The 15896-nt window shown below is 62.3% G+C and carries 13 protein-coding genes; 6 read left to right on the forward strand and 7 right to left on the reverse strand.

Annotated elements, in window-relative coordinates; all coding sequences use genetic code 11:
* Positions 1-60: 60 nt before the first annotated feature.
* The 3 genes from dgcA to AC5PZ0_RS20225 form a co-directional block, all read right to left on the reverse strand.
* The gene (gene dgcA / locus AC5PZ0_RS20215; RefSeq protein ID WP_027594294.1) at positions 61-2121 is read right to left on the reverse strand and encodes a dimethylglycine demethylation protein DgcA; all 2061 of its coding nucleotides are present in this window, start codon (positions 2119-2121) and stop codon (positions 61-63) included.
* A 15-nt stretch (positions 2122-2136) separates the two neighbouring features.
* The gene (locus AC5PZ0_RS20220) at positions 2137-2667 is read right to left on the reverse strand and encodes a DUF5943 domain-containing protein (RefSeq protein ID WP_027594293.1); all 531 of its coding nucleotides are present in this window, start codon (positions 2665-2667) and stop codon (positions 2137-2139) included.
* 77 nt (positions 2668-2744) lie between these two features.
* Complete coding sequence (locus AC5PZ0_RS20225; protein ID WP_027594292.1) at positions 2745-3722, reverse strand: dipeptidase; 978 nt, start codon at positions 3720-3722, stop codon at positions 2745-2747.
* A 285-nt stretch (positions 3723-4007) separates the two neighbouring features.
* On the opposite strand from AC5PZ0_RS20225, the gene AC5PZ0_RS20230 reads away from it, so the two are divergent.
* Complete coding sequence (locus tag AC5PZ0_RS20230; protein WP_027594291.1) at positions 4008-4409, forward strand: lysozyme inhibitor LprI family protein; 402 nt, start codon at positions 4008-4010, stop codon at positions 4407-4409.
* Between the two features lie 114 nt (positions 4410-4523).
* Here the strand turns inward: AC5PZ0_RS20230 and AC5PZ0_RS20235 are convergent, their stop codons facing one another.
* Entirely contained in the window at positions 4524-5468 is a 945-nt protein-coding gene (locus tag AC5PZ0_RS20235) for a GlxA family transcriptional regulator (RefSeq protein ID WP_493855620.1), read from the reverse strand.
* A 147-nt stretch (positions 5469-5615) separates the two neighbouring features.
* Here AC5PZ0_RS20235 and choX point away from each other — a divergent pair, with 147 nt between their 5' ends.
* From choX to AC5PZ0_RS20255, 4 genes are all read left to right on the forward strand, one after another.
* Complete coding sequence (gene choX, locus AC5PZ0_RS20240; RefSeq protein WP_099428110.1) at positions 5616-6560, forward strand: choline ABC transporter substrate-binding protein; 945 nt, start codon at positions 5616-5618, stop codon at positions 6558-6560.
* 121 nt (positions 6561-6681) lie between these two features.
* Positions 6682-7566, forward strand: a complete 885-nt coding sequence (gene cdhC / locus AC5PZ0_RS20245) for a 3-dehydrocarnitine:acetyl-CoA trimethylamine transferase CdhC (protein ID WP_099428109.1) — start codon at positions 6682-6684, stop codon at positions 7564-7566.
* Positions 7567-7583: 17 nt separating this feature from the next.
* Positions 7584-8549: an L-carnitine dehydrogenase gene (locus tag AC5PZ0_RS20250; protein ID WP_265970132.1), complete on the forward strand. Its 966-nt coding sequence runs from the start codon at positions 7584-7586 to the stop codon at positions 8547-8549.
* Between the two features lie 10 nt (positions 8550-8559).
* On the forward strand, positions 8560-9033 hold the full coding sequence (locus tag AC5PZ0_RS20255; RefSeq protein WP_493855621.1) for a thioesterase family protein: 474 nt from the start codon (positions 8560-8562) through the stop codon (positions 9031-9033).
* 48 nt (positions 9034-9081) lie between these two features.
* On the opposite strand, the gene AC5PZ0_RS20260 is transcribed toward AC5PZ0_RS20255, so the two are convergent.
* Positions 9082-10728 carry a reprolysin-like metallopeptidase gene (locus tag AC5PZ0_RS20260; RefSeq protein WP_493855622.1) on the reverse strand — a complete coding sequence of 549 codons (1647 nt, stop codon included), beginning with the start codon at positions 10726-10728 and terminating at the stop codon, positions 9082-9084.
* Positions 10729-11099: 371 nt separating this feature from the next.
* Between AC5PZ0_RS20260 and AC5PZ0_RS20265 the strand changes: the two genes are divergently transcribed.
* Positions 11100-11357, forward strand: a complete 258-nt coding sequence (locus tag AC5PZ0_RS20265; protein ID WP_027594285.1) for a hypothetical protein — start codon at positions 11100-11102, stop codon at positions 11355-11357.
* 101 nt (positions 11358-11458) lie between these two features.
* Here AC5PZ0_RS20265 and AC5PZ0_RS20270 read toward each other — a convergent pair whose 3' ends face one another.
* On the reverse strand, positions 11459-13114 hold the full coding sequence (locus AC5PZ0_RS20270) for an ABC transporter ATP-binding protein/permease (protein WP_493855623.1): 1656 nt from the start codon (positions 13112-13114) through the stop codon (positions 11459-11461).
* Positions 13111-15879 (reverse strand): M16 family metallopeptidase, encoded by a 2769-nt coding sequence (locus AC5PZ0_RS20275; protein WP_493855624.1) that lies wholly within the window; start codon positions 15877-15879, stop codon positions 13111-13113. Before AC5PZ0_RS20275 ends, AC5PZ0_RS20270 begins: the two co-directional genes overlap by 4 nt.
* Between the last annotated feature and the right edge of the window lie 17 nt (positions 15880-15896).

Raw genomic sequence — 15896 nt, forward strand, 5'->3', positions numbered from 1 at the left:
AGCCCGCTCCCACAGGGGGCCAGTCCCGCCCCAATAGGGGCGGTGTTCATGCCGCCAGGATCAGAAATCCTTGCACAGGCGCAAGGCGTCGTAGATCGCCGCATGCACGTTGCGCTGGGCCACGCAGTCGCCGATGCGGTACAGCAGGTAGCCCTCGCCCGGCTGGCTGAGGATCGGCTGCGGCTTGATGGCAAACAGCGCCTCCACATCGATCTGGCCCTTGTTGCGCGAGCCATCCTTCAGCGCGTAGTACAGCTCCTCGTCAGGGCGCACGCCGTTCTCGATCACAACCTGATCGACCACGCGTTCTTCCTTGGCACCGGTGTATTCGTTCTCCAGCACCGCCACCAGCTTGTCGCCTTCGCGGTAGACCTTTTCCAGCATCATGTCGCCGGTCATGATCACTTCTTTGGGGTACATGCTGCGGTAGTAGGTCGGGAAGGTCGTGCCGCCCATGGCCACGCCTGGCTTGATGTCGTCGGTGACGATTTCGACCTGGCTGCCCTTGTCGGCAATGTAGTCCGCCGTCGACATGCCGGTGAACTCGCAGATGGTGTCGTACACCAGCACGTTCTTGCCCGGCGCAACCTTGCCATCGAGCACGTCCCAGCTGCTGACCACCAGCCCCTCGGCCGCGCCCCAGTGCTCGTTCTGCTCGACGAACGGATGGCCGCCCACCGCCAGCACGATGACGTCTGGGCGCAGGTCCTGGATTGCGTCCACGCTGGCAGCGGTGCCCAGGCGCAGATCGACTTTCAGGCGTGCCAGTTCCAGTTGGTACCAGCGGGTGATACCGGCGATCTGGTCGCGCTGCGGTGCCTTGGCGGCGATGGTGATCTGCCCGCCGATCTGGTCTTTCTTCTCGAACAGGGTCACGTCGTGGCCACGCTCGGCAGCCACGCGGGCGGCTTCCATGCCGGCAGGGCCGGCGCCAACCACCACCACCTTGCGTTTGACACCGGTGGTCTTCTCGATGATGTGCGGCACGCCCATGTATTCACGGGAGGTTGCGGCGTTCTGGATGCACAGTACATCCAGGCCTTGGTACTGGCGGTCGATGCAGTAGTTGGCACCGACGCACTGTTTGATCTGGTCGATCTGGCCCATCTTGATCTTGGCGATCAGGTGCGGGTCAGCCATGTGCGCACGGGTCATGCCGACCATGTCGACATAGCCGCCTTCGAGGATGCGCGTAGCCTGGTTCGGGTCTTTGATGTTCTGCGCGTGCAGCACCGGGACCTTGACCACTTCCTTGATGCCGGCCGCCAGGTGCAGGAACGGCTCCGGCGGGTAGCTCATGTTCGGGATAACGTTGGCCAGGGTGTTGTGGGTGTCGCAACCCGAGCCCACCACGCCGATGAAGTCGAGCATGCCGGTCGCGTCGTAGTACGCGGCGATCTGCTTCATGTCCTCGTGGCTCAGGCCATCGGGGTGGAATTCGTCGCCGCAGATACGCATGCCCACGCAGAAATCGTCGCCGACCTCGGCGCGCACAGCCTTGAGCACTTCCATGCCGAACTTCATGCGGCCTTCGAACGTACCGCCCCATTCGTCGGTACGCTTGTTGACCCGCGGGCTCCAGAACTGGTCGATCATGTGCTGGTGCACGGCCGACAGTTCGACGCCGTCCAGGCCACCTTCTTTGGCACGACGCGCAGCCTGCGCGTAGTTGCCGATCACCCGCCAGATCTCTTCCACCTCGATGGTCTTGCAGGTGGCGCGGTGCACGGGTTCACGGATACCCGACGGCGACATCAGGGTCGGCCAGTTGAAGCCGTCCCAACGCGAGCGACGGCCCATGTGGGTAATCTGGATCATGATCTTGGCGCCATGCTTGTGCATGGCGTCGGCCAGGTTCTGGAAGTGCGGAATGATGCGGTCGGTCGACAGGTTGACCGACGCCCACCACTCTTGCGGGCTGTCGATGGCGACCACGGACGAGCCGCCGCAGATCGCCAGGCCGATGCCGCCCTTGGCCTTCTCTTCGTAGTACTTCACATAGCGGTCGGTCGTCATGCCGCCGTCAGTGGCGTAGACCTCGGCGTGCGCGGTGCTGAGCACGCGGTTGCGGATGGTCAGTTTGCCGATCTGGATCGGCTGGAACATTGCTTCGAATGCCATGACGCTATCTCCGGCTTACAACGGCTTTGTAACGAACAGGCCATCTTCGTGGCCTTCTTCCGACCCGCCATAGACCTGCTCGGCCACGGTGCGGATCTTGCTGCCACGGGCAGCGAGAATCTGGTCCATTGCGCCGGCGAACCAGCCGGTGAACATGTAGTCGACCTTGCGGCCAACCTTGCCGTACACGTAGACGAAGGCGGAGTGCTTGAGCTTGACGCTGCAGGTGCCTTTGTCCAGGTCGATGTCCTGGATCTCGAACAGGCCCCAGCCACGCTGGGACAGGCGCTTCATGTAATGCTCGAACACCGCCACGCCTTCCAGGCCATGGCACTCGGCTTCTTTTTCACACCAGTGCCAGGCCGACTTGTAGCCCGCCTTGTAGAGGATCTCGGCATAGGCGTCGGCGCCCAGCACTTCCTCGATACCGATGTGGTTGTTAACGAAGAAATGGCGTGGCACGTACAGCATCGGCAAGGCGTCGCTGGTCCAGACACCGGTCTCACTGTCGACTTCGATTGGCAATTGCGGGGCGATCTTGGCCATGGAAACTCAACTCCATAAAATTTTTTATTGGGATGCCCCGGCGTTGCTGGCAGGGGCTTTCAGGCTTGGAGAGCGGCTTACTCGCCCCAGACATCCTTGAGGACGTTTACCCAGTTCTCGCCCATGATCTTGCGCACCACACGCTCGGAGTGGCCGCGCTTGAGCAAGGTCTCGGTGAGGTTGGGGAACTCGCCAACGGTGCGAATGCCCAGCGGGTTGATGATCTTGCCGAAGTTGGTCAGGCGACGGGCGTAGCCCTTGTCGTGGGTCAGGTATTCGAAGAAGTCCTGGCCGTGGCCCTGGGTGAAGTCGGTGCCGATGCCGATGGCGTCTTCACCAACGATGTTCATGGTGTATTCGATGGCTTCGGCGTAGTCGTCGATGGTCGAATCGATGCCCTTGGCCAGGAACGGCGCAAACATGGTCACGCCAACGAAGCCGCCGTGGTCGGCGATGAATTTCAGCTCTTCGTCCGACTTGTTGCGCGGGTGCTCCTTGAGCCCCGACGGCAGGCAGTGGGAGTAGCAGACCGGCTTCTTCGATTCGAGGATGACTTCTTCGGAAGTCTTGGAGCCCACGTGGGACAGGTCGCACATGATGCCGACGCGGTTCATCTCGGCGACGATCTCGCGGCCGAAGCCCGACAGGCCGCCGTCACGCTCGTAGCAGCCGGTGCCGACCAGGTTCTGGGTGTTGTAGCACATCTGCACGATGCCCACGCCCAACTGCTTGAACACGTCCACGTAGGCGATCTGGTCTTCGAACGCGTGGGCGTTCTGGAAGCCGAAGAGGATGCCGGTCTTGCCCAGTTCTTTCGCCTTGCGGATGTCGGCGGTGGTGCGCACCGGCATGACCAGGTCGCTGTTGTCGCGGATCAGCTTCTGGCTGGAGGCGATCTGGTCGACCGTGGCCTTGAACCCTTCCCAGACCGACACCGTGCAGTTGGCCGCAGTCAGGCCGCCTTTGCGCATGTCTTCGAACAGCTCGCGGTTCCATTTGGCAATGATCAAACCGTCGATGACGATGCTGTCGGCGTGTAATTCGGCTGGGCTCATCAGGCTGTCCCCTTTTATTGAGTTGGGTCACGCCGAACGTTGTGCCGGCGCTTTGGGGCCAGCATATGCCTGTGCCCCGAGGCGCCCCGATGCAAAAACGACAGGGGGTTTGCCGAAAGCGTCAATGCGCGACAACAGGCCCTCTGCGACGCTATCTGGCGATGAGAGACAGTCTCGATAACGACATTTTGTTCGCTTTCATGAACATTTCGTCAGGGAGCTACCGCGTTGCCTTCGGCTGAGCGAGAATCCCTGCGATTCGTCAGCCTGTTGAGGAGATAAAGGATGAAATCAATGGCATGCCTGGTACTGCTGGCCGTCGTGTCGGGCGCCCAGGCCGGCGAGGAAGAAAGCACCCCGTGCGACAACGTCGAGACCGACCAACAGACGTACGCGTGCGCGGCCTTCAACAAGCAGACGGCCGAGCGGGAGCTGAAGTCGGCTTACGATGACTTGATCCAGCGCATTCGCGACCAGTATGCCGACGAAGCCGACCAGGCCAATGCCTTGGTGGGGCGCATGGAGGCGGCGGAAAAACTCTGGGCCCAGTTGCGCGATGCCGATTGCAAGGTCGAGACCTTTGCCGAGAAGCCTGGGAGCAAGGCGTTCGAGGCGGCGTGGGGCACCTGTGTGGCGCAGCGCAGTGATGACCGGTCGGAGTACCTGCAGTCCATCGGGCAGCAGTAAACCTGCACCGGCCTCTTCGCGGGCAAGCCCGCTCCCACAGGATCGGGTCAAGCCTGAGGTCAGTTAAGTACCTGTGGGCGGGCTTGCCCGCGAAGAGGCCGGTACAGGTTTACTTCACACCGCTCTGGCCAGCCGATCCTCCCGCGGGCACCGCTGATACCGCGCCCGGTAACAGCGGGTAAAGTACGACGCCGACTCAAACCCACACGCTACCCCCACCTCCAGCACACTCATGTCGGTCTGGCGCAACAACTGCCGCGCCTTGTCCAACCGCAGCCGCAGGTAAAACCCGCTGGGCGTGTCGTCCAGGTGCAGCCGAAACAACCGCTCCAGCTGCCGCCGCGTTACCTGCACCGCATCGGCCAGCACTTGGGTATTCAAAGGCTGTTCGGTATTGCGCTCCATCTCGCCAATCACTTTCACCAGCTTCTTGTTGCTGATGCCATAGCGGCTGGCGATCTGCATGCGCTGGTGGTCTTGTCGCGGGCGGATACGCCCGAGCACGAACTGCTCCGACACCTGCACCGCCAGCTCACTGCCGTGGGCTTGCGCAATCAGGTCGAGCATCAGGTCGATCGAGGCGGTGCCGCCTGCGCAGGTGATGCGCCGCCGGTCGATTTCGAACAACTCTTGGGTCGCCTGCAAACCTGGGTAGTTTTCCTTGAACGCTTCAAGCGCCTCCCAGTGCACGGTCGCGCGGTGGCCGTCGAGCAAGCCCGCCTCGGCCAGCACCACCGCCCCGGTATCGATGCCACCCAATATCACCCCGTCATGATCGAGACGGCGCAGCGCCTGCTGCAGCGGCGGCCCATAATAAGCCAAAGGCTCGAAGCCGGCGACGATCAGCAAAATGCCCCCCGCCTCGCCCGCGCCCAATGCCGCATCGGCGTTCACCGACATCCCATTGCTGGCCTGCACCGCGCCGCCATCCAGGCTCAGCACCTGCCAGCAGTACGACGGGCCCTTGAAGCGGTTGGCCACACGCAGCGGCTCCAGGGCACTGATAAAGCCCATGGCCGAGAAGCCGGGCAACAACAGGAAATGAATGATCTGCGGCATTGCTGTGCTCCACAGTGAAGGTGGTCGCCTGGGTGCAAGTGTTGGTCGCCAGGGTGCGATTTTCCACCCCGACAGCAGCGTAGCGTGTTCACACGGTCCAGAGAGACCGATCCCCATAACAATATGCACTGCCGATGGAGAGCCACCATGCACAGCTTGATCCGCCGCAGCCTGTTGACCCTTGCCGTGAGCAGCATCGTCTCTACCCCGCTTCTAGCCGCCGAGCCCGCCGCCTGCCAGAACGTGCGCCTGGGCGTGGTCAACTGGACCGACGTCATCGCCACCAGCGCCATGGCCCAGGTACTGCTCGACGGCCTGGGTTACCAGACCAAGCAGACCAGCGCTTCGCAGCAGATCATCTTTGCCGGCATCCGCGACAAACGCCTGGACATGTTCCTGGGTTACTGGAACCCGATCATGACCCAGACCATCACCCCGTTCATCGACGCCAAGCAGGTCAAGGTGCTCGACAAGCCGAGCCTGGAAGACGCCCGGGCGACCCTGGCAGTGCCAAAGTACTTGGCCGACAAGGGGTTGAAGACCTTCGCCGACATTCACAAGTTCGAAAAGGAACTGGGTGGGAAAATCTACGGCATCGAGCCCGGCTCGGGGGCCAATACCCAGATCAAGGCGATGATCGCCAAGAACCAGTTCGGCCTGGGCAAATTCCAGCTGGTCGAGTCCAGCGAGGCCGGCATGCTCGCCGCGGTCGACCGTGCCGTGCGGCGCAAGGAGGCGGTGGTGTTCTTCGGCTGGGCGCCGCACCCCATGAACGTGAACATCGACATGGCCTACCTGGGCGACAGCCAGGACGCGCTCGGCCCTGACGAAGGCCGCGCCACGGTGTGGACAGTCACCGCGCCGGACTACGCCGAACGCTGCCCCAACGCTCACCGCCTGCTGGCCAACCTGAATTTCAGCGCCGAGGACGAGAGCCGCATGATGCAGCCCCTGCTCGACCACAAGGACGCGCTGGAGTCGGCCCGCCAGTGGCTCAAGGACCACCCCGAGGACAAGGCCCGCTGGCTTGAAGGTGTGACCACCTTCGATGGCAAGCCCGCTGCGGACAACCTCAAGCTTACCGCCAACTGATCCGGCCTCTTCGCGGGTAAACCCGCTCCCACAGGTACAGCGCATGCCAGGGACATCACGATCCCCTGTGGGAGCGGGTTTACCCGCGAAAAGGCCAGAACCGACATCACAAGGAACCGCCATGAACCACGACGTCATCATCACCTGCGCCCTCACCGGTGCCGGCGACACCGCCTCCAAAAGCCACCTGGTCCCAGTCACCCCCCAGCAGATCGCCGAAGCCGCCGTCGAAGCCGCCAAAGCCGGCGCCACCGTGGTCCACTGCCACGTCCGCGACCCGCAAACCGGCCGCTTCAGCCGCGACGTGAACCTGTACCGCGAAGTCATGGAACGCATCCGCGAAGCCGACGTGGACATCATCGTCAACCTCACCGCCGGCATGGGCGGCGACCTGGAAATCGGCCCAGGCGAAACGCCCCTGGAGTTCGGCCCAGGCACCGACCTGATCGGCCCGCTGGAGCGCCTGGCCCACGTCGAAGCGCTGCTGCCAGAAATCTGCACCCTCGACTGCGGCACCCTCAACTTCGGCGACGGCAATTCGATCTACGTCTCCACCCCGGCCCAACTGCGCGCCGGTGCCAAGCGCATCACCGAGCTGGGCGTAAAAGCCGAGCTGGAAATCTTCGACACCGGCCACCTGTGGTTCGCCAAGCAGATGATCAAGGAAGGCCTGCTCGACGACCCGCTGTTCCAGCTGTGCCTGGGCATCCCATGGGGCGCGCCGGCCGACACCACCACCATGAAGGCCATGGTCGACAACCTGCCCGCTAACGTCACCTGGGCCGGCTTCGGCATCGGCCGCATGCAGATGCCCATGGCCGCGCAGGCCGTGCTGCTGGGCGGCAACGTGCGCGTCGGCCTGGAAGACAACCTGTACCTGGACCGTGGCGTGCTGGCCAGCAACGGCCAGCTGGTCGAGCGCGCCGTGGAGATCATCTCCCGCCTCGGCGCCCGCGTGCTGACCCCGGCCGAGGGCCGGGAAAAAATGAACCTCAAACGCCGCTGATCCCACAGGAGACCGCTATGCCTTTCATCACCAAGATCAAGACCTTCGCCGCCCTGGGTAGTGGCGTGATCGGCAGCGGCTGGGTCGCTCGCGCCCTCGCCCACGGCCTGGATGTCGTCGCCTGGGACCCAGCCCCCGGCGCCGAGCAGGCCCTGCGCAAGCGCATCGCCAACGCCTGGCCGGCGCTGGAAAAACAAGGCCTGGCGCCAGGCGCATCGCCGCAACGTTTGACCTTCGTCAGCACCATCGAAGCCTGCGTGCGGGACGCCGACTTCATCCAGGAAAGCGCGCCAGAGCGCCTGGACCTCAAGCTCGACCTGCACGCGAAGATCAGCGCTGCGGCCAAGCCTGATGCGATCATCGGCTCCAGCACCTCGGGCCTGTTGCCCAGTGAATTCTACGAGTCATCCACCCACCCCGAACGTTGCGTGGTTGGCCACCCCTTCAACCCGGTCTACCTGCTGCCGCTGGTCGAAATCGTCGGCGGCAAGCGCACCTCGCCAGAGGCCATCGACGCGGCAAAAACCATCTACACCGCCCTCGGCATGCGCCCGCTGCATGTGCGCAAGGAAGTCCCCGGCTTCATTGCCGACCGCCTGCTCGAAGCGCTGTGGCGCGAGGCGCTGCACCTGGTCAACGACGGCGTGGCGACCACCGGCGAGATCGACGATGCAATCCGTTTTGGTGCCGGCCTGCGCTGGTCGTTCATGGGCACCTTCCTCACCTATACCCTGGCCGGTGGCGATGCCGGCATGCGCCACTTCATGTCGCAATTCGGCCCGGCGCTGAAACTGCCCTGGACCTACTTGCCAGCCCCCGAGTTGACCGACAAGCTGATCGACGATGTTGTGGACGGCACCTCGGACCAACTGGGCGATCGCAGCATTGCGGCGCTGGAGCGCTACCGTGATGACACCCTGCTGGCAGTGCTGGACGCGGTGAAAACCAGCAAGGCCAAGCACGGCATGGCCTTTGGCGATTGAGGAGACTGCAATGCCTGCACTGATCACCTACCGCACCCCGGTCCAGGAGGACTGGGTGGATTACAACGGGCACCTGCGCGATGCTTATTACCTGCTGATTTTCAGCTATGCCACCGATGCATTGATGGAGCGTATCGGCCTGGATGCCGACAGCCGCGGGCAAAGTGGGCATTCCCTGTTCACCTTGGAGGCGCACATCAACTACCTGCATGAAGTGAAGCTGGGTACCGAGGTGTGGGTGCAGACGCAGATCATCGGTTTTGATCACAAGCGCTTGCATGTTTATCACAGCTTGCACAGCGAAAATGTTGAGGGGCCTTTGGCAGCCAGTGAACAGATGTTATTGCACGTCTGCTTGAAAGCATCGAAGGCATCTCCATTCGGTGATGTGACCACCGAGTGCATACAACGCCTAACGAAGCTCCAATACGGCATTCCACCACCCGCCTACGTCGGCCGCATCATTGGCCTGTTGCCACGGTAATGCGGGTGGGGCGACGTCCAAACCAGGAACGGCCGCCCCACCTGCTCCCTAATAGGGTAGAGCCATCCATAGAACATCATCCCTCTCAGAGCAATTGCTGAATAGAGGGCCGTCACTTCTTTCATTACCTTCCAGGCAGTTGGAGATACCGAAGACTGAAAACTTAATCAACCCGCCACCAGAAAAAATAAAGCTTGAATTCATACCTGAGCATGCACCCATGCCTGCTGCAGCACCATTTGCCGTCCATTGAAGGCATGATGAAGCATCGCCTTGCTGGACGCGGATTGTCGTCCGCGCATTGTTGCTCCAGTACCAAAAATCACCTTCACGCATACTGTCGCAATCCGCAAAAGTCAGCGCACCACTTGAGGTAACCGTCAAGCAGGCTGGAAGCCCTAATTTGAATCGTGCGATATTTAAGAGTTTCTTTCCAGCAAAGGGAGGATAGAAGTTTTCTACCGTTTCTCTGCGTTCATTCATCGCTCTAGCAACATCATGGTTCGCTACCGTACCCAGTGCGTGCCCTTGATAACTCAAGCGTGGATTGGAGAAGAACATTTGCCTAGGGCAGGCCGGACTGCAATCGTAAGCCATCTGTGTGCGGAACCTGAGGGAGCCCGACGCAGATTTATACTGATATCCATGCGTGTAGGTATTACTTTCACCGTTCCAGCTATGGGACATACCGAAGTTGTGACCGATCTCGTGCGCCAATGAAGAGATGCAATTGATTGCCGAAAACCCTAAATGTTTTTCTGGGCCCGGTTTACCGCCACCACACAGCTCGTTATTAGCCACTAACATCGAGACGAGATCAGCGCGCAGCCGATCCCGCACAACTTTCACCTCCGGCATGCGGTACGTCAAATCATTGAGAAGCGTGACAAAATCTCTGCCGGTCTCATCGTGATTAGCGTCCATAAAACCGGCTAATTCATACGTTATAGCGACCTGGCTATTTTTTGCGATTTGATTGGCATCCCGCAATCCCAGGATCAGCGCAGCACGGTAGTTTGGATTGTTAGCGCGGGCCTGATTGGTAGTGACAAACAGCAACCTGATCGTACTGTGTGCCGATTTCGGCGGTAGATTAGTCTTGACCGCCGATACTTCATTTGCATGCCCCTGTGGACCCTGACTGTCTTCAGGCGGCAACTTCGAACTGTCAACCTTTATTAACGCATGCTGCCTGCCTCCGAGGTATTCCAGTTGATAGCGCTGGTTATCAACGATCAAGTTACCGACCAACTGGGTGCCGTGGCGCACGATCGACAGGTAATAGCGAGGGTCAAAATCGATCTCAGCAGGTGAAGGGTTATTCAGCTTCCACGCTGAACCTTTATAACCCACCCAGCCTTCGTAACCACCGGCCATAGAACTAAAGTCGCGCACGTTGAATTGGGCTGTTTTACCATCGGGCAATGTCACTGCCAAATGCTGAGTGCTGTTGTTGATCAACTCCGCATTGGCCTCAACCAGCGTTATTTCCTCGTTAGCTGGATTCGCCAACAGAGTCGCCAGATACCCCGTGGCTGTTTTCTGCAGCGTACTGCGATCTGGGGTGGGTTCAAGCGTGAACAGTTGCGTAACCGCGCTTGAAGTGCCGCTCTCTAGCGGTGTCGATGACGAGCAAGCCGCGAGCAACGCGCACCCTGCTATGACGAGCCATGCCCTATAGGCAGATATTTTCATAATCCCGCTCCACTGGAAGTCCATCGCCTCTAGCAGAGCAGGTAACACGCAGGCTAGTCACCTGGCAGAAATGTCAGGTAGCGGCATGGAAAACAGCGAAGTATGGGCAAAAAATAACCCCGGAAAGCCGTGAGCATCCGGGGCCAAGAGCGAGCAACATCCACTGTGCACGAGCGAGGGTGACCAAACCCTCCGTTGCGGCAGATGGCTTGAGTGTGCTCACTTCAGGGCCGGGTGATTTAGCCGTAAACGACCTGTTCTTAGCCAAAGCAGCCATTGCGACATTCTGCCCTTGCGGGCATGTCGCGGTGGACACAGAATCGGTCGTAAATCACAGCAGCACTCGCTTAGCGATAAAAGGGACAACAGCCATGATGCATGCGGATTTGATTGACCAGGACGACCTCGCCGGCCACCTGCGCGCGCGCGGTTTCGACATCCCCGCCGGGGCCAGCGCCGAGCAGGCCTGCGAGGCGGTAGTGCGTGGGCTGACCGAGCCCAATGCAAAGGCGCTGAAGGGCATGGTCGAGCAGATGTATACCGGCAGCGCGACAATATTGCCGGCGGTGCGCCAGGCGATCGACAAACAGCTTTTGCCTGCGCTGGCACAGTTCAGCAAGCGCACCTGACTGATTAATCCTGCACCGGCCTCTTCGCGGGTAAACCCGCTCCCACAAGGACTGCACGATCCTGTAGGAGCGGGCTTGCCCGCGAAGAGGCCAGCACTGGTTCACAGAGGTTCCAGTTCCACCGTTTTCCCGAATACCTTGGCCAAGCCTTCCTGGTGGGTCACCGCCACAACAGTACACCCCGGCAACTCCCGCTTGAGCATCTCCAGCAAACGCTGCGCACTGCCGATATCCAGGTGACTGGTCGCCTCATCCAGGTACAACGTATCCGGCCGGTACAACAGCGCCCGCGCCAGGCTCACCCGCTGCTGCTCGCCGCCAGAAAGCACCCGTTCCCACTCCACCTGCCTGTCCAGTTGCCCAATCAACCCGCCCAGCCCCACCTTGCCCAGCACATCGACCAACTGCACATCGTCTATCGACCGCACCTGTGGATAAGCCAGCAAGCCACGCAAGCTCATCTGCGGCAGATACGGCTGCTGCGGCAACAACAGGCTGCGCCCCGGCGGCAATTGCCAATCACCCGTGCAATGGGGCCACAGCCCCTGCAAGGTGCGCAGCAAGGTCGACTTGCCCAACCCGCTGTGCCCGGCAAGCCGCACCCACTGCCCCTGGCCGACGCGCAGCTTGAGGCCGCGGAGCAAATGACTGCCGTCGGGCCGGCATACCGTCAGCCCTTGCAAGCACAGGCAATGGCCCTGCGGCGCCTTGATCACCTGCTGGCGGCTGGCGGCGATGGCCTGCTCGAACTGGTCGAGCCGCTCCAGCGCCGCGCTCCAGCGCACCAGCTTGTGGTACAGCTTGATGAACCAGCTGAGCGAGTCGTGCACGGCATTGAACGCGCTGCGAATCTGCATCAGGCCACCCAAGGTGATGGTCTTGGCCATGAACGCGGGCAGCGCCGCGAATACCGGCACGATCAGGCTGAAGCGCTGGTAGGCGACCGTGAACAGGCTCAGGTCACGCTCACGGCCCATGAGTTGTCGCCAGTTCTCGGCAATAGCTTGGAAGCGCTGTGCCAAGTGCTGGCGCTCGACCGCCTCGCCTCGGTACAGGGCAATTTGCTCGGCGTGGTCGCGCTTGCGCAGCAGGCCCGCGCGAAAGTCTGCCTCCCGTTGCTCACGCGCATAGTTGAGCGCGTGCAAGGGTTTGCCGATCAGGTGGGTCAGGACACTGCCGATCAGGGTGTAGGCCAGCACGATCCACAGCAGGTAGCCATGCACGGTGAAGGGTTCGCCGAACAGGTGGAAGGTCTGCACCCCGGACAGGTTCCACAGGATCACCACGAACGCGCCGACCTGGGCCAGATTGACTACCAGCGAGGCCACCAGCTCGATGCTCAGGTCCACCATCAGGTCGACGTCCTGGGCGATGCGCTGGTCCGGGTTGTCGGGTTCGCCGCTGAGCCCCAGGCGGTAGAACGCCTGGTCGCCCAGCCAAGCATCGATCAAACGCCCGGTCATCGCTTGGCGCCAGCGCAGTACCAGCCCTTTGCGCAGGTAGTCGAGGGCGACAAAAATCAGCACGTAGAGCCCAAGATAGAGCGCGTACTCACCGGCCAGCGCGTACAGCCCAGCGGTGTCGAAAGACGCCAGCGTGTCGTAGAAGGTTTTACTCCAGCTGTTGATCAACACGTTGATCTGCACGATCAACAGGCCAAGCCCGATGATCGTCGCCAGCATCAGCCAGGCAAGCCACTGCTGGCGGGCTTGCCAGAATGGCCGGCTCAGGCGGTAGAACCTGCGCAGGGTATTCACAACGCCTGCTCCAGCGCGGCAGCCGATGGCAGCAGGCGCAGCTGCACCTGGTTGGCGACGGGGAACAACTGCCGCGCCAGTTGCTGCATGGCCGGCACGGTCAGTGCCTCGGGCAGCCTCGCCTGTTCGCTCAGGTAGCGAGGGTCCTGCCAGTGGCGCTCACTGAGGATCAAGCGCTTGAATTGGGTTTGCGGGTCTTCGCGGCGTTTGGCCTCCTGGCGCGCCAGCTCGCGACGCTCGGCCAACAGCCACTGCTCATCCACCTTCAGCTCGGCCAGGGTCTGCTGCGCCAGTGCCCATAACTCATCCACACGCGCCGGGTCGCAGGTAAAACTCAGGGTGCTTTCGATGCGCTGCGAATCGGGGTCGAGCTGGGCATCGAAGCTCAGGCGATAAACCCCCGAGGCCTCGCCACGCAGTTGCTGTTTGAGCTGCTGGTTGGCCAGCTCACGCAGCAGTGCGACGCGCATGGCGGCCTGCGGTTGCCAGGCGTGCGGCTGGTAGCTGCTGGCCTGCAGCACAGCGCGGGGCTCGAGCGCGATCGCCAGGTCGCTGCGGCGCTGGCCGGGTTGCTGCAACGCGGCTTGCGGGTTTGGCGAGACGCCGCGCGGCAGGTTGGCCAGGTAGCCGCGCACCAGCGGTTCGAGCTGTTCTGCGGGCACATCGGCCATCAGGTAGTAAGTCACCGGCGCACGGGCAAGGCGCTGCCAGTCCGCCTGCAACTGCTTGCGATCGAGCTGTTGCAGCGCAGCCTGGTCAGGGGTTTGCCAATGATCGGCCCCGTACTTGAGTACGCGCTGCTCGCGCTCCTGGCGCGCACGCACATCCTCGGGACGACTGCGCAAGCGCTGCAGCAGATCGCTGCGCGCCTCGTCGAACAACGTGGCGTCGATGCTCGCCTGTTGGCTCAGCCGGTAGCTCTGCAGCAAGGCCGGAAGTTGCTCGGGGCGGGTGCTGAGGTACAACTGCAGGCGCTGTGGCTGATGCTCAAGGTTGACGGTGGCACCTTGCGCCTGGCGCCACGCCTGCGCACCGTCCGGCCCGCTGCGCACGGCCAGTTGGGCAGCCATCTGTAAGCGCCAGGCAGGCGCATCGGCGAGGCGGTAGCCGGCGGACGAGTCCGCTTGTAACAGCCACTTGCCCTCTGGGCCGTTACGGCGCAGCCATACCAGCCGGTCGCCGTTACCCAAGCGCCAGTGTTCGACGTGCTCAGCAGGGAATGCCTTGCGGTCGACAATGTGCCCTGCGGTGCCCGGTGCATCGGGCTTGTAACTGGCTACGCTCGGGGTTTCAGCTGACTGCTGAACAGGTGGCGAAAGCGTCTGGCTGGCAATCTCCAACCGCAGTGCCTCGACCGCTGCCACGCTTGGCAACTCGACCTGCGACTGCCCAGGCACGCTGAACTGCAACACGCGATCGGCACTGCCAAGCCAACGCCGCAGCCTGTGATTGAGGTCTTCCCGCTCGATGCCTGGCAGCACCTGCAGGTAACGACGGGCAGCAGCATGACGCTCGACCACGCTGCCTTCTGCCGCGGTGGCGTTGTTGAGCTGTTCGACCCACTGCTCGAACGTACGTGGCGCGCGGTTGGCCAAGGTCTTGTCGCCCAAGGCGCGAATATGGGCTTGCTGTTTTTGGTAGTCCTGCGCGCTGAAGCCATGCTGACGCAGGCGCTCGATCTCGGTCAGCAGCTGGCGCAGCGCCTGTTCGTGCTGCTGGCCTTCGACGCCAGCAGCGATACCCAGCACCGTCGACTGGCTGCCGATCAGGGTTTTCTGTGCCACCAGGCTGCGCACCCCGGGCGCCAGCGGCTGGCGTCGCAGGCTGTCGAGCAGCGCGGCCAAGGCCATGCGGTCGATCAACCGCTCACGCAGCGCCGCGCGGGTGGTGCCGCGGCTGTCCGGTTCATGCAGGCGGAACAACAGCGCCACCTGGTTGCTGCCAGACTGCGGGTCTTGCAGGCGGAAGATTTTCAGCGCGTTGTCCAGCGGCAGGTCGCGGTAGTCGCGAGCCGGGCTGGCACCACCTTTGGCCCTGCCGAAGGTGTGCTCGATCTGCGCCAGCATGGCCTTGGGCTCGAAATCGCCTACCGCCGAAATCACCATGTTCGGCGCCTGGTACCAGCGCGCCTGAAAGCCCTGCAAGCTGGCCAGGCTGGCACTGCGGATGGCCGCCTCGTTGCCGATGGTGCGGTGCTCTGGGTAACGTGAGCCAACCCGTTGCGAGGCGGTGCGTTGCTGGTTCATGCGCTGGGCCACACCCAGGCCGCCCCGCCACTCCTCGATGACGATCGGCCGTTCGCGCTCAAGGTCGGCAGCACTGTAGTCGCCGGCGAACGCCAGGTCGGCCAATGCTTGCAGAGCCTGCGGGGCGTGGCGCACGCCGGCCGGCGGGCTGAGCATGAACTGGGTGCGTTCGTAGTTGGTCACCGCATTGAAGTGACGGCCTTGCACCCAGCCCAACGCCGTCATGCGCTGGCGCAGGTTGCCCGACTGCCCGGCGCGGCTGTGGAACACCAGGTGTTCGACCATGTGCGCGACGCCCACCTGGTCGTCGGTTTCGTCGATGGAACCGGCATTGACCGTCAGGCGCAGGTCGAGCCGGCCAGGCTGGGCGGTCTCGCGTACCAGCCGGTATTGCAGGCCGTTGGCCAGGGTGCCTTGGCTGACCTGGGCATCCCAAGGCAATGGCGAGTCAGGTTCGGGTAGCGCGGTGCAGGCGCCGAGCAGCAGCGGGCCGAGCAGGCCCGCAATGAGCTTTTTCATCAGGGTGTCCACGGTTT

The organism is Pseudomonas sp. 5.2 (assembly GCF_059025405.1).